The organism is Streptomyces sp. NBC_01428 (assembly GCF_036231965.1).
Lineage (GTDB): Bacteria > Actinomycetota > Actinomycetes > Streptomycetales > Streptomycetaceae > Streptomyces.
Window position 1 is genome coordinate 6,111,891 of sequence record NZ_CP109499.1, and the last position, 22,097, is coordinate 6,133,987.

Sequence of the window (22,097 nt, forward strand, 5' to 3'; positions counted from 1 at the left end):
TTGTTACCAAAGGGCAATGAGGTCTTTGTGTTGTCCCCTGGTGTCCGTTACGCGAAGTAAGATTTGAACTTTGTTCAGCTTTTTCGGTGCTCGGGGCGGGTGGCACGGAGTGCCGGAGTGCGCCGAAAGCTCGTCGCGGCCCGCGCGGGCGCTGCGGTACCCTGACGCCATGCGTGCCGTACGCCTTCTGCTTAGCGAGCCGCGCTGATCAGTCCCGAACCACTGACGAATCGTGGTCGGAATCGGCGCGGCGTCCCCTCCTGTGCGAGGGGCTTTTTCATTTCCTGAGTGTCAGCCGCTGGCAGAGACGATCGATGGAGCTTTGAGGATCATGAGCGAGACGAACACCGCTGCCACCGCCGAAGTGGCCGCGCCGCACCGCTACACGGCCGCCCTGGCGGCCGACATCGAGGCACGCTGGCAGGACTTCTGGGACGCCGAGGGCACGTACGAGGCGCCGAACCCCGTCGGGGACCTGGCCGGTGATCCCGAGCTGGTCGCCAAGCCCAAGAAGTTCATCATGGACATGTTCCCGTACCCCTCCGGTGCGGGCCTGCACGTCGGGCACCCGCTGGGCTACATCGCCACCGACGTCTTCGCCCGCTTCCAGCGCATGACCGGCCACAACGTCCTGCACACCCTGGGCTTCGACGCCTTCGGCCTGCCCGCCGAGCAGTACGCGGTGCAGACCGGCACGCACCCGCGCGTGTCCACCGAGGCCAACATGGAGAACATGAAGGTCCAGCTGCGCGCGCTGGGCCTGGGCCACGACAAGCGCCGGTCGTTCGCCACGATCGACCCCGAGTACTACAAGTGGACCCAGTGGATCTTCCTGCAGATCTTCAACTCCTGGTACGACGACGAGGCCGGCAAGGCCCGTCCGATCGCCGAACTGGTCGCGCAGTTCGAGTCCGGTGAACGCGGCGTCGGCGGCGACCGCTCCTGGAACGAGCTGGACGCCGCCGAGCGCGCCGACGTCCTGAGCGAGTACCGCCTGGCGTACGCCTCCGACGCCCCGGTCAACTGGTGCCCCGGCCTGGGCACCGTCCTGGCCAACGAGGAGGTCACCGCCGACGGCCGTTCCGAGCGCGGCAACTTCCCCGTCTTCAAGGCCAAGCTGCGCCAGTGGAACATGCGCATCACCGCCTACGCGGACCGCCTGCTGGACGACCTGGACGCCCTGGACTGGCCCGAGGCCATCAAGCTGCAGCAGCGCAACTGGATCGGCCGCTCCGAGGGCGCACGCGTCGACTTCCCCGTCGACGGGGAGGCCATCACGGTCTTCACCACCCGCCAGGACACCCTGTTCGGCGCCACCTACATGGTGCTGGCGCCCGAGCACCCGCTGGTCGAGAAGTTCACCCCGGCCGCCTGGCCCGAGGGCACCCACGACGCGTGGACCGGCGGACACGCGACGCCCGCCGAGGCCGTCGCCGCCTACCGCGCGCAGGCCGCCTCGAAGTCCGACGTCGAGCGGCAGGCCGAGGCCAAGGACAAGACCGGCGTCTTCACCGGCGCGTTCGCGACCAACCCGGTCAACGGCGAGCAGGTCCCCGTCTTCATCGCCGACTACGTGCTGATGGGCTACGGCACCGGCGCGATCATGGCCGTCCCGGCGCACGACACCCGCGACTTCGCCTTCGCGCGCGCCTTCGAACTGCCCGTGCGCTGCGTGGTCGAGCCCTCCGACGACCGCGGCACCGACGCCTCCACCTGGGACGACGCCTTCGCCTCGTACGACGCGAAGATCGTCAACTCCACCGGCGACGAGATCTCCCTGGACGGCCTGGGCGTCGTCGACGCCAAGGCGCGCATCACCGAGTGGCTGGAGCGCCGGGGCATCGGCCGGGGCACCGTCAACTTCCGGCTGCGCGACTGGCTGTTCAGCCGCCAGCGCTACTGGGGCGAGCCCTTCCCGATCGTCTACGACGAGGACGGCATCGCCCACCCGCTGCCCGAGTCGATGCTGCCCCTGGAGCTGCCGGAGGTCGAGGACTACTCGCCGCGCACCTTCGACCCGGACGACGCGGACACCTCCCCGGAGACCCCGCTGTCCCGCAACGAGGACTGGGTGAACGTCACCCTGGACCTGGGCGACGGCCGCGGCCCCCAGAAGTACCGCCGCGAGACCAACACCATGCCCAACTGGGCCGGTTCCTGCTGGTACGAGCTGCGCTACCTGGACCCGCACAACGACCGGAAGCTGGTCGACCCGGTCGTCGAGCAGTACTGGATGGGCCCGCGCGAGGGACAGCCGACCGGCGGCGTCGACCTGTACGTCGGCGGCGCCGAGCACGCCGTGCTGCACCTGCTGTACGCCCGCTTCTGGTCCAAGGTGCTGTTCGACCTGGGCCACGTGTCCTCGGCCGAACCGTTCCACAGGCTGTTCAACCAGGGCATGATCCAGGCCTTCGTGTACCGCGACAGCCGCGGCATCGCCGTACCGGCCGCCGAGGTGGAGGAGCGCGACGGCGCCTACTACTACCAGGGCGAGAAGGTCTCCCGGCTGCTGGGCAAGATGGGCAAGTCCCTGAAGAACGCGGTCACTCCGGACGAGATCTGCGCCGAGTACGGCGCGGACACCCTGCGCCTGTACGAGATGGCGATGGGCCCCCTGGACGTGTCCCGCCCCTGGGACACGCGCGCGGTGGTCGGCCAGTACCGCCTGCTGCAGCGGCTGTGGCGCAACGTCGTCGACGAGGCGACCGGCGAGGTCACCGTCGTCGACACCGCCGGGGCCGACGTCGAGGAGAGCACCCTGCGGGCCCTGCACAAGGCCATCGACGGCGTGCGCCAGGACCTGGAGGGCATGCGCTTCAACACCGCCATCGCCAAGGTCACCGAGCTGAACAACCACCTGACCAAGGTGGGCGGCCCCGTCGCGCGCCCGGTCGCCGAGGCACTGGTCCTGATGGTCGCGCCGCTGGCCCCGCACATCGCCGAGGAACTGTGGCGCAGGCTGGGCCACACCGACTCGGTCGTCCACCAGGACTTCCCGGTCGCCGACCCGGCGTACGTCGTGGACGAGACCGTGACCTGCGTCGTGCAGGTCAAGGGCAAGGTCAAGGCCCGCCTGGAGGTCTCCCCGGCGATCTCCGACGAGGAGCTGGAGAAGGTGGCGCTGGCCGACGAGAAGGTCGTCGCGGCACTGGGCGGCGCGGGGATCCGCAAGGTCGTCGTGCGGGCGCCGAAGCTGGTCAACATCGTCACCGCCTAGGGCCCCACGGCTTCGCCGGCGCGGCTCGGGGTAGTCCCCTACGGGCAGGTTCGGGGTTCTTCCGGAACTCCGAACCTGCCCGCAGCGTTTACCGTTGAGAGCGCGGCCACGCCTGCCGCGACCGGTCCGAGGAGGAGTGTGATGGGAACAGTGATCACCGTGATCGCCCTGCTCTTCCTGCTGTTCGTGGTGCTGGGCGCCTACGCGACGGTGAAAGTCGTCGGTGCCGCCAAGCGCGGCGTCGACCGCACGATCACGCAGGCCCGCCGCACCGTCGAGGACCACACCCTGCGGGCGAAGACCTTCACCCAGTTCGGTCCCCAGGGCGAGCTGGCCCAGCTCCGCCTGAAGCTGCGCACCTCGATGCGGGCCACCCAGGAGGCCCTCCAGGCGAGCGTGGCGGAGGACGAGTCCCTCAAGGAGTCCCTGAGCCTCTTCGAGCGGCTCAGCGCGCACGGACACGAGCTGGACGCCGAGCTGAAGCGCCTGGAGGCCGAGCCCGACCGGGGCGCGCTGGCCACCCGGCTGCCCGGCCTGCGCGAGCGCACCGAGCGGATCACGCGGTCGGCGGACTCGCTGCGCTGGGCCGCCCGTGACCGGGCGCACCGCTTCGCGGGCGACGACCTGGACACCCTGAGCAGCCAGATCGACCTGGAGGCCGGAGCGCTGCGGCACTGGACGAAGGAGCCGGGGCCCGCAGCGTCCTGGCCCGACGCCCCCGCGGCGGACGCCGGTACAGCCGACGGACAGACCTGGCCCGAGACGCCGCGCTCCCGCACCCCGGAGCAGCCCACGCGCTCGGCCATCACGCCGCCGGGCCAACGTCCCACCTACCCCTGGCAGAAGAAGCCCCGCCCCGAGAGCACCACGTGATCCGGCCGCCCCGGTCACAGGCACCCGGGCCCGGGCTGCCACCCACCCGTATCGACAGGTAATCTCCAGCTCATGTCCCGCCATGTCGCGATCGTCACCGATTCCACGGCCTACCTGCCGACGCGGACGATGGAGCGCCACGGCATCACAGCGGTCCCGCTGACCGTCGTCCTCGGCGACCAGGCGCTCGAAGAGGGCACCGAGATCTCGGCCCGCTCCCTGGCCCTGGCGCTCCAGAAGCGCCGCCCCGTCACGACGTCCCGGCCCAGCCCCGAGATGTTCGCCGAGACCTACCGCCGGGTCGCCGCGGCCGGCGCCACCGGCATCGTCTCCCTGCACCTGTCCTCGGAGTTCTCCGGCACCTACGACGCCGCCGTGCTCGCCGGACGGGAGGCACCGGTGCCGGTGCGGGTGGTCGACACGGGGATGGTCGCGATGGCCCTCGGATTCTGCGCACTGGCAGCCGCCGAGTCCGCGGAGGCGGGCGGCACCGTCGACGACGCGGTGACGGCGGCCGAGAAGCGGGCCGCGGGCATGTCCGCGTTCTTCTACGTCGACACCCTCGACTACCTCCGCCGCGGCGGCCGGATCGGCGCCGCGCAGGCCCTGCTGGGGTCCGCGCTCGCCGTGAAGCCGCTGCTCCAGCTCGACGACGGCCGCATCGAACTCCTCGAAAAGGTCCGCACGGCGTCCAAGGCCATCGCCCGCCTGGAGGAGATCGTCGCGGAGCGTGCCGGCAGCGCCCAGGTCGACATCGCCGTCCACCACCTGGCGACCCCCGAGCGGGCGTCGGCCCTCGCCGACCGGCTGCGCGTACGCGTGCCCGGCCTCGTCGAACTGCACGTGAGCGAGGTGGGCGCGGTGATCGGGGCGCACACGGGACCCGGGCTGCTCGCGGCGGTCGTCTCGCCTCGCTGAGGCACCCGGCTCGCCGACTGCGATCGACCGAGCCGGGGCTCCCGCCGTACTTCTCCGACCGGGCCCGCGCCCGCGTGAGTGACGGAGATATCCACAAGTGGGCGGTCGTCCACCGGAATTGACCATGATCATCGCGAGTGGGCCGGATTGCCGGATCCTCGCCGCATGGCACTTCGATCGAGCTCACGCACCGCGACTCCGACCAGCGGCCCGGGCCGCGGCCCCGTCTCCGACGGCCGCAGCCGCCACCGCCGTCACCACCCACGAAGCCGCGCGCACCGCCACGAGGCGTCGGCGGCCGCCCTGCGCCTGCGTGCGGAGGCTCTCCTTGCCGAACGGACCACGAGGCACGGGGAGTTGGGGAGCGATCCGCCGGGCGCTGATCCGGAGGTGAGGGACGGCCCGGGAGCGCCGGGGGCCTTGGTGAGGCCGGCCCGCCTGGAGGGTCCCGGAGGTTCCGAGGGCTGGAGGAACCTGGAGGACTTGAGGGGATCGCGGCGTCCGCGGGGGAGCACCGTGCGGGGGACCGGGCCGCTCGGTGCCGGCGGCGGGATTCGGGAGAGCCCCGAGGTTCCTCAGGAGGAGAGGGGCGAGCGTTCGGGGCACGGCTCCGAGGGCTTTCATGACGGGAACGGGAACGGGGGCGGGGACGGGGGCGGGGACGGGCCCGCGACGGGTCTGCCGGGAGGCGAGCGTCCTGCGGAGGCGAGCGCGCCCGCGGGGTTGGCCCTCCGAGGGGTGGGGGCGTATGCCGAGTGGCAGCTTCGGGCGCGCGCCGCGTCGTTACGACCCGCCCCGGCTCGGACGGGTTCGGGGGAGGGGGCCTTGGGTGATGCGGGCCGGGACACCCGGTCTCGCCGCGGGGCCCTCGGTCGCTCGGGCGCCGAGGCCGGCCTGCAGTCGGACACCCGCTTCGACGTGCGGCGCGACCGGCATGCTGATCCCGACCGGCATTCCGATGCCCGTCTCGACCTGCGCTCCGGCTCTCGGCCTACCTCGCTTCCTGACATGGTTCCGGACGAGCTGGAGGACACCGGTGCCGGTGTTGGCGCGGGTGGAGGTGTCGGGGCGTGGCGGGAGCGGGTCGGGCCGGCCGTGCGGGAGCGGCTGCCGTTGTGGCTCCAGACGCGGTGCGGTCTGGAGCGCAGGAGCGTGGCCGCGCTGACCGTGCTGCTGGTCGCGGCGGCTGTCTTCGCCGTTCAGCACTTCTGGGTCGGCAGGCCGCAGCCGGTGCGTGCCCCCGAGGTGGTACGGGCGGCGGTCCCGTTCGGGAGCAAGGGCGGGGAGCGCGAACAGTCCGGTACCGCGCGGGGAGCGGGCGCCTCGACCGGAGCCTCCGGCCCCACCGGTGTCGCCGGGAGCCGGATCGTCGTCGACGTCGGCGGCAAGGTGCGAACCCCCGGACTCCAGCGGCTGCCGAGGGGCTCCCGGGTGGAGGACGCCCTGCGGGCGGCCGGCGGCGTGCGGCTCGGCACGGACACCGGCGGGCTCAACCGTGCGCGTCTGCTGGTCGACGGGGAGCAGATCGTGGTCGGAGCGGCGGTGCCCCCACCGGGAGCGGGGCCCGGGGCGGGGCTTTCCGGGGCGGGGTCGAATGGGGCGGGTCCGGCCGGAGCGGCAGGAGGCGCGGCCGGTGCGGCACCCTCGGCGCCGATCGCCCTCAACACGGCCACGGTCGACCAGCTCGACACACTGCCCGGCGTCGGCCCCGTGCTGGCCCGGCACATCATCGACTACCGCACGGCGCACGGCGGGTTCCGCGCGGTCGACGAACTCCGCGAGGTGAACGGAATCGGCGATCGCCGATTCTCGGACCTCCGGGACCTGGTGCAGCCATGAGCGACAGGGGAGAGAGGGGCGGCGGGAGCGGCACCGCGAAGGGCGCCGCGAGCGGCACCGGCTTGGCGGCTGACGGTCCGCAGGCCGGACCGCTTCCGGGTACGCGCTCGGCCGGACCGCTTGTGCCTTCGCGCTCGGTCGGGTCGCCTTCGGGTGCGCGCTCGGTCGGACCGCTTGCGCCTACGCGCTCGGTCGGACTGCTTGTGCCTTCGCCCTCGCTCGGGTCGCCTTCGGGTACGGGCTCGGTGGGGGCGGCGACGAGCGCGAGGGATGTGCGTCCGGCGAGCAGCGAGCCGGCATCACACGCCTCGGGCCGCAGGTCCGTCCACGCCGACTCCGGGAAGCGACTGGGCGCCGCACACCCTCGGGTGGAGGGGCCGGTGGACCTCCGGCTCGTGCCGCCCGCCCTGGCGGTCTGGGTGACGGCTGCCCTGCTGGTGGGGGCGTCGCCGGGGTGGGTCACCGGCGTGGCGGTGGTGTCCCTGGTGGCCGCGGGCCTGCTGCTGTCGGTCGGGCGGTCCGAAGCGCGTTCAGGGGTGCTAGGCGAACCTGCTTCCGCCTCGGCACTCGGAGGTTCCGTCCGCCGACGCGGGGTGTTCGCGACGTGGCGGGGGCGTGGAGGAGTACGACCGGGCGGGTGGCCCCGCGTCTCCGCGGCCGCCGTGCTGCTCTGTGTCTCCGCGGCCGCGGCCTCCGCGGGGCTGCACGGCGCGGACGTGCGGCGCGGCCCCGTGCCGGCGCTGGCGAAGAGGTTCGCCCAGGTGACGGCCGACGTGGAGGTCACCTCCGATCCACGGTTCACCCGGCCCCGGATCACCGGGGACCACATGGCGCCGACAGCGCTGCTCTTCGACGCGCGGGTCAGGAGGATCGTCGAGGCGGACGGCTCGGTGCTCGCCACCCGGACGCCGGTGCTGGTGATCGTCGACACGCGCTCGCGGCGCGGGCCCGACCGGGGCACGGGCGAGCGCTCACCCTGGCTGTCGCTGCTGCCGTCCACGCGGGTGCGGGTGGCGGCGAGGGTCGTGCCGGCTCTGTCCGGCGGGGACGACGTCGCGGCGGTGCTGCGGGTCCGGGGGAGCGCGCCGCCGGAGGTGGTGGCGGAGCCGTCGGGGCCGCAGCGGTTCGCCGGACGGCTGCGGGAGGGGCTGCGTGCGGCGACCGACGGTCTGGAGGCGGACGCCCGGGCGCTGCTGCCGGGCCTGGTCGTCGGGGACACCGCGCGGGTCACACCGGAGCTGGACGAGGCCTTCAAGGCGACCGACCTCACTCACCTCCTCGCCGTCAGCGGCGGGAACTTCACGATTCTGCTCGCCCTGTTCATCGGCCCGGCGGGCCTCGCCCAGCGGGTGGAGCGGCGCGGACTCGCACCCCGGCTCGGTGTCCCGCTCCGGGCGACCGCCCTGCTCGGCGGTGCGCTCACCCTCGCCTTCGTGATCGTGTGCCGGCCGGACCCGAGCGTGCTGCGGGCGGCGGCCTGCGGATCGATCGCGCTGCTCGCCATCGCGACCGGGCGCCGCAGATCGCTGATCCCGGCGCTCGCCACCGCGGTACTGCTGCTGGTGCTGTACGACCCCTGGCTGTCCCGCAGTTACGGCTTTCTGCTGTCGGTGCTCGCCACCGGCGCCCTGCTGACGGTCGCCCCGCGCTGGAGTGCGGCGCTGCGCCGGCGCCGGGTACCTCCCCGGCTGGCGGAGGCGCTTGCCGCGGCCGGCGCGGCGCAGGCTCTGTGCGCGCCCGTGGTCGCCGTGTTGTCGGCGCGGGTCAGCCTGGTGGCGGTGCCGTGCAACCTCCTCGCGGAGTTCGCGGTCGCGCCGGCCACGGTGCTCGGCTTCGGGACGCTGGCGACGGCCTCCGTGGCGATGCCGGTCGCCAAGGTCTTCGCGTGGTGCGCGAGTTGGCCCGCCCGGTGGATCGCGGAGATCGCGCGCACCGGCGCCGCCCTGCCCGGCGGGGGAGTGGACTGGCCGGGGAGTTGGGCGGGCGCCGGTCTGCTGGCGCTCGTCACGGTTGTCGTCGTGCTCGTGGGACGGAGACTGCTGCGGCACCCCTGGCTGATCGGCGCCTGCCTGGTGGTGTTCCTGCTGGTCGTGGTGCAGCCGCCGCCGCTGACGAGGGTGATCACGGGATGGCCGCCGCCCGGCTGGCGGTTCGCGATGTGCGACGTGGGACAGGGCGACGCGACGGTGCTGGCCGCGGGTGACGGCAGCGCCGTGGTGGTGGACGCCGGGCCCGACCCGGTCGCGGTCGACCGCTGTCTGAGCACCCTCGGCGTCACCAGGATCCCGCTCGTCGTGCTCACGCACTTCCACGCCGACCATGTCGCGGGGCTGCCGGGTGTGCTCGACGGGCGGTCGGTGGGCGCGATCGAGACAACCGGGTTCGGAGAACCGCCGGATCAGGCCGAGTTCGTCAGGAGGGAGGCGGCCGCGCGACACATCCCCGTGACCCGGGCCGCGGCCGGCGAGCGGCGTCGCACCGGCGCGCTCGACTGGCAGGTGCTGTGGCCGCCACCGGATCCGGCCCCGACGCCGGACGGTCCGAACGACGCGAGCATCACCCTGCTCGTCCGGACGGCCGGGCTGCGGCTGCTGCTGCTCGGGGACCTCGAACCACCCGCGCAGCAGGCCCTGTTGAGGTCACCCGCAGCTTTGGAGGTAGGCGGTGTGGACGTGCTCAAGGTCGCCCATCACGGGTCCTCCTACCAGGATCCCGAGCTCATACGCCGGGTGGCGCCGCGCCTCGCGCTCATCTCCTGCGGCAGGGACAACGTCTACGGGCATCCCGCCCCGAGCACGGTGCAGGCGCTGCGGGCCGGGGGCGCGGTGGTGCTGCGGACCGACGAGGACGGGTCGCTCGCCGTCACGAGTGCGGGCGGGGCCTTGAGTGTGGCGGGACACTGAGGACATGAATTCCGCACAGGCCGACGCCTACCTCCGCCGCATCGGGGCTCAGCACCCCGCGTGGCCCACGTCCGACGTGCTGCGCGAGCTTCAGCTGCGCCACCTGAGGACGGTGCCGTTCGAGAACCTGTCGATCCACCTCGGTGAGGAGATCGTGCTGGACGAGAAGAGGCTGCTCGACAAGCTGGTGGGCGCGCGCAGAGGAGGCTTCTGCTACGAACTGAACGGCTCCTTCGGGGCGTTGCTGAGCTCGCTCGGTTTCGACGTGACGCTGCTCGCGGCGCGGGTGTACGGGGATGACGGGAAACTCGGGATTCCCTACGACCATCTCGCGCTGCGGGTGCGCACGGTGGACGGAGGCGACTGGATCACCGACGTCGGCTTCGGAGCGCACAGCCACTACCCGCTGGCCTTCGGGGAACGGGGCGAACAGCGGGATCCGGGCGGGGTGTTCGGGGTCGTCGAGGCCGGACCGGACGCGGCCGGGGTGCGGGGCGCCGGCGACGGGCGGGAGAGCAAGGACCTGGACGTCACCCTGGGCGGCAAGCGCCAGTACCGGCTGGAGATGCGGCCGCGGGTGCTCGAGGACTTCGTCGTCGGGGCCTGGTGGCACAGCACGTCGGCGCTGTCGCACTTCTCCCGCTCGCTGGTCTGCTCGCGGGTCACGAAGGACGGGGGACGGATCACGCTCAGCGGCAGGAAGTTCACGGTGACGGCCCCCGACGGGGCGAAGGAGGTGACGGAGGTCGCCACGGACGAGGAGGTGCTGGCGGTCTACCGGGAGCGCTTCGGCATCGAGCTGGACCGGGTGCCGGGGGTCAGGCAGGCGAGGTGACCTCCGGGGCGAGGTGACCTCCGGCCCGGCGCCCTGCTCCCCGCCCGTGGCTCGCTAGGCTCCCTGCCCCGATGGTCCGCCCTGCTCCGCGCCCCGCTCCCGCCCTGCTCACGGCCTTGTTTCCCACCCCGTTCCGGTCCGTTCTCGTGCCCTGTCGCTCCGAAAGCCGCCCCGGGGGCAAGTCACGTCGGGCGTACCGGAAAATGTCCGGGTGAGCGAAGTGAGACATGTGCTGGTGCTGCCCGACCGTGATGCCGCGGAGGAGGCGGCGGAGGCCGTCGGGGACAGGTTCGGGCTGCACGAGGAGCCGCAGCTCGTCCGGGACGCGCTGGCCGGCGAGGACGATGCCGAGGACGCGCAGTGGCTCGTCGTCCTGACGGACGCCGACGAGCGGCTGGACCCGAAGGAACTGGACGAGTTCGCGGCGGAGTGGGACGGCTGGCGCGAGGAGCCGTGACCCCGGGCGGCCTGCGCGGGAACTCGTGACCCCGGGCGGCCCTCCCGGCCGACCCGGGCCGGTCATGTGCGGCACCCGTGTCAGGGCGGCTGTTCGCCTCGCCGGGGTCGCCCCCCGGGAAACGGGTGGCCGCCTCCCTCGGGAACGGGAGGCCCCCCCCCGGAGAACGGGAGGCCGGCCCCGCTCGGGATCAGGAGGCCGGCCCCCCCGGGGAACGGGTGGCCGGGGCGCGTGGGGGCCGTGGGAGGGCGGGTTCGGTTGTCGGTGGCGCGTGGGATGCTTTCGGGGATGGCCAAGAAGACCGCACAAGACGACCCCCTCTCCCCTGTCACGCTCGCCGTGGGCCAGGAGGACCTCCTGCTCGACCGTGCCGTGCAGGAGGTGGTGGCCGCGGCCCGGGCCGCCGACGCCGACACGGACGTACGGGACCTCACCTCGGACCAGTTGCAGCCCGGCACGCTCAACGAGCTGACGAGCCCCTCGCTCTTCGCCGAGCGCAAGGTCGTGGTCGTACGCAACGCGCAGGATCTGTCGGCGGACACGATCAAGGACGTCAAGACGTATCTCGGGTCGCCCGCCGAGGAGATCACCCTGGTGCTGCTGCACGCGGGCGGTGCCAAGGGCAAGGGGCTGCTGGACGCCGCGCGGAAGGCCGGGGCGCGGGAGGTCGCGTGCCCGAAGATGACGAAGGCGGCGGACCGGCTGGGGTTCGTGCGGAGCGAGTTCCGGGTGCTGGGGCGTTCGGCCACGCCGGAGGCCTGTCAGGCGCTGGTGGACTCCATCGGGAGCGACCTGCGCGAGCTGGCGTCGGCGGTGACGCAGCTGACCGCGGACGTCGAGGGGACGATCGACGAAGCGGTCGTCGCGCGCTACTACACGGGACGGGCCGAGGCATCCAGCTTCACGGTGGCGGACCGGGCCGTCGAGGGGCGGGCCGCGGAGGCGCTGGAGGCGTTGCGGTGGTCGCTGTCGACCGGTGTGGCCCCGGTCCTGATCACCAGCGCGCTAGCGCAGGGCGTGCGGGCGATCGGGAAGCTGTCCTCGGCGCGGGGCGGCCGGCCCGCCGACCTCGCCCGTGAGCTGGGAATGCCGCCCTGGAAGATCGACCGGGTGCGCCAGCAGATGCGCGGGTGGACGCCGGACGGGGTGTCCGTGGCCCTGCGGGCCGTCGCGGAGGCGGACGCCGGGGTCAAGGGCGGCGGCGACGATCCGGAGTACGCGCTGGAGAAGGCGGTCGTGACGATCGCCCGCGCGGCCCGCTCCGGCCGCGGCTAGGAACAGGCCCTGCCCCCGCCCCACCCTCCTCGCCCGGAGCCGACCTAGCTCTGAGCCGACCGCGCTCTGAGCCGGCCTCACCTCACGTCGGCCTTACCTCACGTCCGCCTCGCCTCACGTCGGCCGCTGTCCGATGGCGTCCCTCATGGTCAGTGCCCCACCTCACGCCGAAGGCCCCGCTCGTCTCCCGTAGGGGAGGAAGCGGGGCCTTCGGTTCGAGATGGGTGGATCCACGCCCGCGTGGCGAACGCAGATCGTGCGCGGATCCGGGGTGTCGGTCGGGAGCGGAGAGAGAGGGCCCGCTCGGGTCCGGCCGACGGTCACGTCAAGTAAGTCAGAGGGTGAGCCCGAGGGGCTCAGCCGACTCAGCCCTTGAGGGCGGCGACCTTCGAAGCAAGCGCCGACTTCTTGTTGGCGGCCTGGTTCTTGTGGATGACGCCCTTCGAGACGGCCTTGTCGAGCTGGCGCGACGCGGCGCGCGTGTACTCGGTGGCCTTCTCGACGTCACCCGCGGCCGAAGCCTCGCGGGCCTTGCGGATCGCGGTCTTCAGGGAAGACTTGACGGCCTTGTTGCGCAGCCGGGCCTTCTCGTTGGTCTTGATCCGCTTGATCTGGGACTTGATGTTCGCCACGAATGAGCCTTTACAGGTTCAGGCAGGCGAGACAGCACGTCTCACCCGCCGTTTGATTTTCTTGGGTGCGTCTCCTGCAGAGAGGGCACGAGACACAGCCACCCAGGCTACCAGTCCGCGTGCGACCGGCCCAAACCGGTCTCCGCCGCCCGCGGAGGAGGCCGTGGGGCGGGCGCGGAAGACGGCGCCGGACACCCCGATCGAGCGGGGCGATCCCCGCTCACACGGCCCAAACCGGTCGCAGCTCCCCACGCGTGGGACGATGGAGCCTACGTATCGATCCGACCCGAGGCGACAGGCGCCTCAAGAGACAGGACCCTGCGTGCCCGCGACCCCTAACAATGCGCCCGAGCCGAGCCGTACCGACCCGGCTCTGCTCCGCAATTTCTGCATCATCGCGCACATCGACCACGGCAAGTCCACTCTCGCCGACCGCATGCTCCAGCTGACCGGGGTGGTTGACCAGCGGCAGATGCGCGCTCAGTACCTCGACCGCATGGACATCGAGCGCGAGCGTGGGATCACGATCAAGTCCCAGGCCGTCCGGCTGCCCTGGGCGCCCTCCGAGGATCCGGGCAGCACCCACATCCTCAACATGATCGACACCCCCGGGCACGTCGACTTCACGTACGAGGTGTCCCGGTCCCTCGCGGCCTGCGAGGGCACGGTCCTGCTGGTCGACGCGGCCCAGGGCATCGAGGCGCAGACTCTCGCCAACCTCTACCTGGCGATGGAGAACGACCTCAAGATCATCCCCGTACTGAACAAGATCGACCTGCCGGCCGCCCAGCCGGAGAAGTTCTCCGAGGAGCTCGCCAACCTCATCGGCTGCGACCCCGAGGACGTCCTCAAGGTCTCCGCCAAGACCGGTCTCGGCGTCGAGGCGCTCCTCGACCGGGTCGTCGCCGAGATCCCGGCCCCGGTCGGCGTCCAGGACGCCCCGGCCCGCGCGATGATCTTCGACTCGGTGTACGACTCGTACCGCGGCGTCGTGACGTACGTGCGTGTCATCGACGGTCAGCTCAACAAGCGTGAGCGCATCCGGATGATGTCCACCGGGGCGACCCACGAGCTGCTGGAGATCGGCGTCTCGGCCCCCGAGATGAAGGCGGCCGACGGGCTCGGTGTCGGCGAGGTCGGCTACATCATCACCGGTGTGAAGGACGTCCGTCAGTCCAAGGTCGGTGACACGATCACCACCCTGCACAAGGGCGCGACCGAGGCCCTCGGCGGGTACAAGGACCCCAAGCCGATGGTCTTCTCGGGCCTGTATCCGCTGGACGGCTCCGACTACCCCGAGCTGCGCGACGCGCTGGACAAGCTCCAGCTGAACGACGCGGCGCTGGTGTACGAGCCGGAGACCTCGGCGGCGCTGGGCTTCGGCTTCCGTGTCGGCTTCCTCGGTCTGCTGCACCTCGACGTGATCCGCGAGCGGCTGGAGCGCGAGTTCGGGCTCGACCTGATCGCGACCGCCCCGAACGTGGTCTACCGCGTCGAGATGGAGGACCGCAGCGAGCACATCGTCACCAACCCGAGCGAGTTCCCCGAGGGCAAGATCGACAAGGTCTTCGAGCCCGTCGTGCGCGCGACCATCCTCGCGCCCTCGGAGTTCATCGGCTCGATCATGGAGCTGTGCCAGACCCGGCGCGGCACCCTGCTCGGCATGGACTACCTCTCCGAGGACCGCGTCGAGATCCGCTACACCCTGCCGCTCGCCGAGATCGTCTTCGACTTCTTCGACCAGCTGAAGTCCAAGACCCGCGGTTACGCCTCGCTGGACTACGAACCCACGGGCGAGCAGACCTCCAGCCTGGTCAAGGTCGACATCCTGCTGCACGGCGACAAGGTGGACGCCTTCTCGGCGGTCACCCACAAGGACCAGGCGTACGCGTACGGTGTCCGGCTGGTCGCCAAGCTGCGTGAGCTGATCCCGCGGCAGGCCTTCGAGGTCCCGATCCAGGCGGCCATCGGCTCCCGGGTCATCGCCCGCGAGACCATCCGCGCCATCCGTAAGGACGTCCTCGCCAAGTGCTACGGCGGTGACATCTCGCGTAAGCGGAAGCTGCTGGAGAAGCAGAAGGAAGGCAAGAAGCGCATGAAGATGGTGGGCTCTGTGGAGGTTCCGCAAGAGGCCTTCATCGCCGTGCTGTCCAGCGACGACAGCGGCGGCGGCGCCAAGGGCAAGAAGTAGTCACCCGGGATGCCGAGTTTCAGGGCCCGTCGCGCTTCGGCGCGGCGGGCCCTGTGCTTGTCTGCGGAGTGTGTCCTGGTCGAAGTGGCGGGCCGCCGCCTCTTACGCACCGGCCGGGCGCGTTCTACTCTGATCTCTGCTCGGTAGTTACTCGCGAGTTAAACAACAGCCGCAATTGAGCCAGCCGCAACGCCGCGGGCCCCGGAGGATGTCGTGAGCGACACACAGACCCTGATCGAGAACCGTCCGCCGTCCGTCGCGGCCCTCTTCCTGGAGCGCGTCGCGGCCACACCGGACGCCGAGGCCTACCGCTACCCGGTACCGGCCGCGGGTGACGGCCCCGACGAGTGGAAGTCACTGAGCTGGAGCGAGGCCGCCGAGCGGGTCTTCGCCATCGCCGCCGGTCTCATCGAACTCGGTGTGGAGCCCGAGCAGCGCGTCGCGCTCGCCTCCTCCACCCGGGTCGAGTGGATCCTCGCCGACCTGGCCATCCTGTGCGCCGGCGCGGCCACCACAACCGTCTACCCGCAGACCAACGCCGAGGAGTCGGCGTTCATCCTCTCCGACTCCGCGAGCAGGGTGCTCATCGCGGAGGACGCCGCCCAGCTCGCCAAGGCGCGGGACAAGCGGGCGGACCTTCCCGAGCTCGGCCACGTCGTGGTCATCGACGCTGAGGGCGCGGAGAGCGACGACTGGGTCCTCACCCTCGCCGACCTGGAGAAGCGCGGCGCCGCCTACCTGGAGAAGCACCCCGAGCTGATCAAGGAGCGCGTCGGCGCGATCACCGCCGACCAGCTCGCCACCCTCATCTACACGTCCGGCACCACGGGCCGCCCCAAGGGTGTCCGGCTGCCGCACGACAACTGGTCGTACATGGCGAAGGCGATCGCCTCCACCGGCCTGGTCGGCCAGGACGACGTCCAGTACCTGTGGCTGCCGCTCGCGCACGTCTTCGGCAAGGTCCTCATCTCCGGCCAGATCGAGGTCGGGCACGTGACCGCCGTCGACGGCCGCGTCGACAAGATCATCGAGAACCTGCCGGTGGTGCAGCCGACCTACATGGCGGCCGTCCCGCGCATCTTCGAGAAGGTCTACAACGGGGTCGCGGCCAAGGCACGGGCCGGCGGCGGCGCCAAGTACAAGATCTTCCAGTGGGCCGCCGAGGTGTCCCGCGAGTACGCGAAGGTCAGCCAGGACAACTTCCGCCGTACCGGCTCCGCCTCCGTGCCCTTCGCGCTCGGCGCCAAGCACAAGGTCGCCGACACGCTCGTCTTCGCCAAGATCCGCGAGGCCTTCGGCGGCAACCTGCGCGCCTGCGTCTCCGGCTCCGCCGCCCTCGCGCCCGAGATCGGCTACTTCTTCGCCGGCGCCGGCATCCACATCCTGGAGGGGTACGGACTCACCGAGTCCTCCGCCGCCTCCTTCGTCAACCCGGGCGAGGCCTACCGCACCGGCACGGTCGGCAAGCCGCTCCCCGGCACCGAGGTGCGCATCGCGGACGACGGCGAGATCCTGCTGCGCGGCCCCGGCATCATGGAGGGCTACCACGGGCTGCCCGAGAAGACGGCCGAGGTGCTGGAGGCCGACGGCTGGTTCCACACCGGCGACATCGGTGAGCTGTCCCCGGACGGCTACCTGCGGATCACCGACCGCAAGAAGGACCTCATCAAGACCTCGGGCGGCAAGTACATCGCGCCCGCCGAGGTCGAGGGTCAGTTCAAGGCGGTCTGCCCGTACGTCTCCAACATCCTCGTGCACGGCGCCGACCGGAACTTCTGCACCGCCCTCATCGCGCTCGACGAGCCGTCGATCATGGAGTGGGCGAAGGACAACGGCCTGGAGCGCAGGTCGTACGCCGAGGTCGTCGCCGCGCCCACGACGGTCGCCATGGTCGAGGGCTATGTGAAGGAGCTCAACGAAGGTCTCCAGCGCTGGCAGACCATCAAGAAGTTCCGTCTCCTGCCCCGCGACCTGGACGTCGAGCACGGCGAAATCACCCCGAGCCTCAAGCTCAAGCGCCCGGTGGTCGAGCGGGAGTACAAGCACCTGATCGACGAGATGTACGCGGGCAGCCGCGAGGCGTAGCCCCCGGCCCGGTCCCGCGCCCGCGACCTCTGCGCCCCCGGTCTCGACCGGGGGCGCAGTCGTGCACGGCCCCCGACGCCGTTGCCGGGACGCGGCCGCCGGGTCCTAGGCCCGGTCCCGGCGCAGGTCCGCGAGCAGCGCCTCCATCCGCCCCAGCTGCTCGCGGAGTCCTGCCGCGTCGTCGAGGGTGCCGGCCGCGAGCTGCCTCTCGATGCCGCGGAGCCGGTCGGCGAGTTCGTCGAACCGCTCCTCTTCACGGGCCAGCAGGCGCTCCAACTGCCGGTTCTTGCGGTGCAGATCGAGGAAGACGGTGACCTTGGCGCGCAGCACCCACGGGTCGAACGGCTTCGTCAGATAGTCGGCGGCCCCGGTCGCGTACCCGCGGAAGGCGTAGCCCGCGTCGGCGTCCGTGCCCGTCAGGAAGATGATGGGAACGTCCTTGGTCTGGTCGAGCCGCTTGATGTTCGCGGCCGTCTCGAAGCCGTCCATGCCCGGCATCCGGATGTCGAGCAGGACGACGGCGAACCGCTGCCGCAGCAGTGCCTTCATCGCCTCCTCGCCCGAACGCGCCCGTACCAACGGCTCGTTGAGGGAGCCGAGGACGGCCTCCAGGGCGATCAGGTTGTCCTCCATGTCGTCGACCAGGAGGATGCTCGCGCGCTCGCCGTTCGTTGCCTCACTCATGATGACGGTGCCTCACTCGGTCCGCGTCCTGTCGGTGCCCCGCCCCCGCGGTGCGTCGGCCGCCGGTTCGGCGGCAGCCGTGTCCGGGCCGGTGGCGGTCCCCCCGCCTTCCGCAGTACCGGGGGCGTCCGGCTCCTCCCCGTCGTCCGTACCCTCGGGATCGAGGAGGGCGCAGACGACGGTGAGGAGCCGGTCGACGTCCACCGGCTTGGGTACGTAGTCGTTGGCGCCCCGCGCGATGGACTTCTCGCGGTCGCCGGGCATCGCCTTCGCGGTCAGCGCGACGATGGGCAGCCCCATCCAGCGGGGAGCGCGGCGGATGGCGGAGATCGTCTCGTAGCCGTCCATCTCCGGCATCATGATGTCCATCAGCACCAGTTCGACGTCGGGATTGCGCTCCAGCGTCTCGACGCCCTCGCGGCCGTTCTCCGCGTACAGCACGGGCATGCCGACCCGGCCGAGCACATGGGTCAGCGCGAAGACGTTGCGGATGTCGTCGTCCACGATCAGCACCCGCCTGCCCGGCAGGACCCGGCCCGCCCGGCCCGCCTGCCAGGCCTCCAGCTTGGTGGGGGCCGGCCAGGTGTCGTCGGTGCCGTGGACCGTGTAGGGCTCGGCCGACAACTGCTCGGGCAGGGCGACGAGATGGTCCTCGCGGGTCGGTCCCGTCGCCGCGTTCCCGGGGCTCACCACCGGCACGTACAGCGTGAAGGTGGAGCCCCTGCCGGGTGTGCTCTCGGCCACGATCCGGCCGCCGAGCAGCCCGGCGATCTCCCGGCTGATGGACAGCCCGAGGCCCGTGCCGCCGTACTTGCGGTTGGTGGTGCCGTCGGCCTGCTGGAACGCCTCGAAGATCACCGGGAGCTTCTCCGGGGCGATGCCGATGCCGGTGTCGGAGACGGCGAAGGCGATCACGGTGTCGCCGCTCTCCCGACTCCGGTCGGGGTCCGTGACGCGGTCGACGCGCAGCTCGACGCGGCCGCTCGCGGTGAACTTGATGGCGTTGGAGAGCAGGTTGCGCAGGATCTGCTGGAGCCGCTGCTCGTCGGACCACATCTCGCGCGGCACGTCCTCGCCGACCGCCACCTCGAAGGCGAGCCCCCGGTCGTGGGTGAGCGGACGGAAGGTGGCGTGGACGTAGTCGAGGAGCTTGATGAGCGGCAGCCTCTTGGGGCGTACGTCCATCCGGCCGGCCTCGATCTTCGACAGGTCGAGGATGTCGTTGATGAGCTGGAGGAGGTCCGAGCCCGAGCGGTGGATGGTCGTCGCGAACTGCACCTCCTGGTCGGAGAGCCGGCCGTCGGGGTTGTCGGAGAGCAGCCGGGCCAGGATCAGCAGGGAGTTGAGCGGTGTGCGCAGCTCGTGCGACATGTTCGCCAGGAACTCCGACTTGTACTGCGAGCTGGTCGCGAGGAGGGCCGCCTTCTCCTCCAGTTCGGCGTTGGACCGCTGCAGCTCCGCCTGCTGCGACTGGAGTTCGTCGGAACGGTCCTGCAACTGGATGGCGAGCCGCTGGGACTCGCCGAGCAGCGACTCCGTACGGGAGTTGGCGATGATCGTGTTGATGGCGACGCCGATGGTGTTCACGAACTGGTCGAAGAAGGCGAGGTGGACGTCGGAGAAGCGGGAGAACGAGGCGAGTTCGATGACACCGAGGAGCTTGTCCTCGAAGAGGATCGGGATGATGACGACGCTGGCCGGAGCCGCCTCCCCGAGCCCGCTGTTGATCTTGATGTAGTCGGGCGGGGCCTCCTCGACGAGGATCCGCTTCTTCTCGCGGGCCGCCTGCCGGACCAGCCCGTGCACCGGCATGCCGCCGGTGTCGACGGTCGCGCCCTGCGCCGCGCCGTACCCGGCGATGAACGCGAGTCCCTTGGCGGGCACGGCCGTGCGCAGCGCGGGTTCGTCCTCCTCGGGGTCGGCGAGGAAGAAGGCTCCGTACTGCGCGTTCACCAGCGGGGTCAGCTCGCGCAGGATCAGGTCGGCGACCTCCATCAGGTCGCGGTGGCCCTGCATCAGCGCGGCGAGGCGGGCGAGGTTCGACTCCAGCCAGTCCTTGGCGCGGGTCGTCTCGCGCAGGTTGGCCACCATCAGGTTGATGTTGTCCTTCAGCTCGGCGACCTCGCCCTGCGTCTCCACCGTGATCGAGCGGGACATGTCGCCCTGGGCCACCGCGGACGCCACCTCGGCGATCGCGCGGACCTGGGTGGTGAGGTTGGAGGCGAGCTCGTTCACGTTCGTCGTCAGGCGCTTCCAGGTGCCGTACACGCCCTCGACCCGTGCCTGGCCGCCGAGCCGGCCCTCCGAACCCACCTCGCGGGCCACCCGGGTGACCTCGGAGGAGAACGACGACAGCGTGTCCACCATCGTGTTGATCGTCGTCTTCAGTTCGAGGATCTCGCCGCGGGCGTCCACGTCGATCTTCTTCGACAGGTCGCCCTGCGCCACCGCCGTGGCCACCTGGGCGATGTTGCGGACCTGCGAGGTCAGGTTGTCCGCCATGTAGTTGACGTTGTCGGTCAGGTCCCGCCAGACGCCCGAGACCCCGAGAACCTGGGCGCGTCCGCCGAGCCGCCCGTCCGTGCCGACCTCGCGCGCCACCCGGGTCACCTCGTCGGCGAACGCGCGCAGTTGCTCCACCATCGTGTTGACGGTGTCCTTCAGCTCCAGGATCTCGCCCCGGGCGTCGACCGTGATCTTCTTCGACAGGTCGCCGTTGGCGACGGCGGTGGTGACCTGGGCGATGTTGCGGACCTGCGAGGTCAGGTTCAGGGCCATGAAGTTGACGTTGTCGGTGAGGTCCTTCCAGACGCCCGACACCCCGCGGACCTGCGCCTGGCCGCCGAGGTTGCCCTCGGTGCCGACCTCGCGGGCGACGCGGGTGACCTCGTCGGCGAAGGCGGAGAGCTGGTCGACCATCGTGTTGATCGTCGACTTCAGCTCCAGGATCTCGCCCTTCGCCTCGACGGTGATCTTCTTGCCGAGGTCGCCCTGCGCCACGGCGGTGGAGACGAGGGCGATGTTGCGGACCTGAGAGGTCAGGTTGTCCGCCATGAAGTTGACGTTGTCGGTGAGGTCCTTCCAGACGCCCGACACGCCCCGCACCTGCGCCCGGCCGCCGAGGTTGCCCTCGGTTCCGACCTCGCGGGCGACGCGGGTGACCTCGTCGGCGAAGGCGGAGAGCTGGTCGACCATCGTGTTGATCGTCGACTTCAGCTCCAGGATCTCGCCCTGGGCGTCGACCGTGATCTTCTGGCTGAGGTCACCGTTGGCGACCGCCGTGGTGACCTGTGCGATATTTCGAACCTGTGACGTCAGGTTGGACGCCATGAAGTTGACGTTGTCGGTGAGGTCCTTCCAGACGCCCGACACCCCCCGCACCTGCGCCCGCCCGCCGAGCCGCCCCTCGGTGCCGACCTCGCGGGCCACCCGGGTCACCTCGTCGGCGAACGCGGAGAGCTGGTCGACCATCGTGTTCACGGTGAGCTTCAGTTCCAGCAGCTCACCGGTCGCCTCGACCGTCACCGTACGGGTCAGGTCGCCGCGTGCCACCGCCGTGGTCACCAGGGCGATGTCCCGCACCTGGGCGGTCAGCCGTGAGGCCATCGTGTTGACCGCCTCGGTCACGTCCCGCCAACTCCCGGACAGGCCGGTCGCCTTGGCGCGGCCGCCGAGCCGCCCCTCGGTGCCGACCTCGCGGGCGACCCGGGTGACCTCGCCGGTGAACAGGGAGAGCTGGTCGACCATCTTGTTCACGGCGCGGCCCAGCCGGCGCAGGTCGCCCCGCAGTTGACGGTTGCCGTCGTGCAGGTCGACACGCTGGGTCAGGTCGCCGCCGGCCACCGCGTCGAGCACGCGGGTCGCGTTCGCCGCGGGCGCCACCAGCGCGTCGAGCAGCTGGTTCACGTCGTCCACGCGCGTCGTCCACTTGCCGCCGCCGGGGCTGGCCGCGAGCCGCTCGTCGAGCCGTCCGTGCCGGATCAGCTCCCTGCGGACGCGCTGTACCTCGGAGTTGAAGTGCGAACTGCGGTCCATGATCTGGTTGAACATCGTGTTCAGCTCGGCGACCAGACCGTGCGCCGTCTCCGGCACCTTGCTGAAGTCGCCGTCCCGCGCCGCGGTCATCGCGGCGAGCAGGGGGCGCAGCTCCGATGCTCGAATCTGTCCGTCTTCGAGCACATGCATACC

13 protein-coding genes are annotated in these 22,097 nt (G+C 71.3%); 10 read left to right on the plus strand and 3 right to left on the minus strand.

Features of this window, described 5'->3' with window-relative positions; all coding sequences use genetic code 11:
- Nucleotides 1-331: 331 nt before the first annotated feature.
- The 8 genes from leuS to holA all read left to right on the plus strand — a co-directional run bounded on the left by leuS (nt 332) and on the right by holA (nt 12,317).
- Complete coding sequence (gene leuS / locus OG406_RS26470) at nt 332-3,217, plus strand: leucine--tRNA ligase (RefSeq protein WP_267050772.1); 2,886 nt, start codon at nt 332-334, stop codon at nt 3,215-3,217.
- 141 nt (nt 3,218-3,358) lie between these two features.
- Nucleotides 3,359-4,090 carry a hypothetical protein gene (locus OG406_RS26475; protein WP_164370771.1) on the plus strand — a complete coding sequence of 244 codons (732 nt, stop codon included), beginning with the start codon at nt 3,359-3,361 and terminating at the stop codon, nt 4,088-4,090.
- A 72-nt stretch (nt 4,091-4,162) separates the two neighbouring features.
- Entirely contained in the window at nt 4,163-5,008 is an 846-nt protein-coding gene (locus OG406_RS26480; protein WP_164370772.1) for a DegV family protein, read from the plus strand.
- A gap of 1,008 nt (nt 5,009-6,016) precedes the next feature.
- Nucleotides 6,017-6,847 (plus strand): helix-hairpin-helix domain-containing protein, encoded by an 831-nt coding sequence (locus OG406_RS26485; protein ID WP_443067106.1) that lies wholly within the window; start codon nt 6,017-6,019, stop codon nt 6,845-6,847.
- A 272-nt stretch (nt 6,848-7,119) separates the two neighbouring features.
- On the plus strand, nt 7,120-9,750 hold the full coding sequence (locus OG406_RS26490; protein WP_329188126.1) for a ComEC/Rec2 family competence protein: 2,631 nt from the start codon (nt 7,120-7,122) through the stop codon (nt 9,748-9,750).
- Nucleotides 9,751-9,754: 4 nt separating this feature from the next.
- The gene (locus OG406_RS26495) at nt 9,755-10,585 is read left to right on the plus strand and encodes an arylamine N-acetyltransferase family protein (protein ID WP_329188127.1); all 831 of its coding nucleotides are present in this window, start codon (nt 9,755-9,757) and stop codon (nt 10,583-10,585) included.
- 211 nt (nt 10,586-10,796) lie between these two features.
- Complete coding sequence (locus tag OG406_RS26500; RefSeq protein ID WP_081217228.1) at nt 10,797-11,042, plus strand: hypothetical protein; 246 nt, start codon at nt 10,797-10,799, stop codon at nt 11,040-11,042.
- A 288-nt stretch (nt 11,043-11,330) separates the two neighbouring features.
- A complete protein-coding gene (holA, locus tag OG406_RS26505; protein ID WP_266613630.1) occupies nt 11,331-12,317 on the plus strand; it encodes a DNA polymerase III subunit delta in 987 nt (328 codons plus the stop codon).
- A gap of 365 nt (nt 12,318-12,682) precedes the next feature.
- Here the strand turns inward: holA and rpsT are convergent, their stop codons facing one another.
- Nucleotides 12,683-12,949, minus strand: coding sequence for a 30S ribosomal protein S20 (rpsT, locus tag OG406_RS26510; protein WP_081217227.1), 267 nt, complete (start codon nt 12,947-12,949; stop codon nt 12,683-12,685).
- A 322-nt stretch (nt 12,950-13,271) separates the two neighbouring features.
- Between rpsT and lepA the strand changes: the two genes are divergently transcribed.
- On the plus strand, nt 13,272-15,140 hold the full coding sequence (gene lepA / locus OG406_RS26515; RefSeq protein WP_164370777.1) for a translation elongation factor 4: 1,869 nt from the start codon (nt 13,272-13,274) through the stop codon (nt 15,138-15,140).
- 213 nt (nt 15,141-15,353) lie between these two features.
- On the plus strand, nt 15,354-17,225 hold the full coding sequence (locus OG406_RS26520) for an AMP-dependent synthetase/ligase (RefSeq protein WP_164370778.1): 1,872 nt from the start codon (nt 15,354-15,356) through the stop codon (nt 17,223-17,225).
- A 105-nt stretch (nt 17,226-17,330) separates the two neighbouring features.
- On the opposite strand, the gene OG406_RS26525 is transcribed toward OG406_RS26520, so the two are convergent.
- The gene (locus OG406_RS26525) at nt 17,331-17,912 is read right to left on the minus strand and encodes a response regulator (protein ID WP_164370815.1); all 582 of its coding nucleotides are present in this window, start codon (nt 17,910-17,912) and stop codon (nt 17,331-17,333) included.
- 9 nt (nt 17,913-17,921) lie between these two features.
- Nucleotides 17,922-22,034 (minus strand): HAMP domain-containing protein, encoded by a 4,113-nt coding sequence (locus OG406_RS26530; protein WP_329190981.1) that lies wholly within the window; start codon nt 22,032-22,034, stop codon nt 17,922-17,924.
- Between the last annotated feature and the right edge of the window lie 63 nt (nt 22,035-22,097).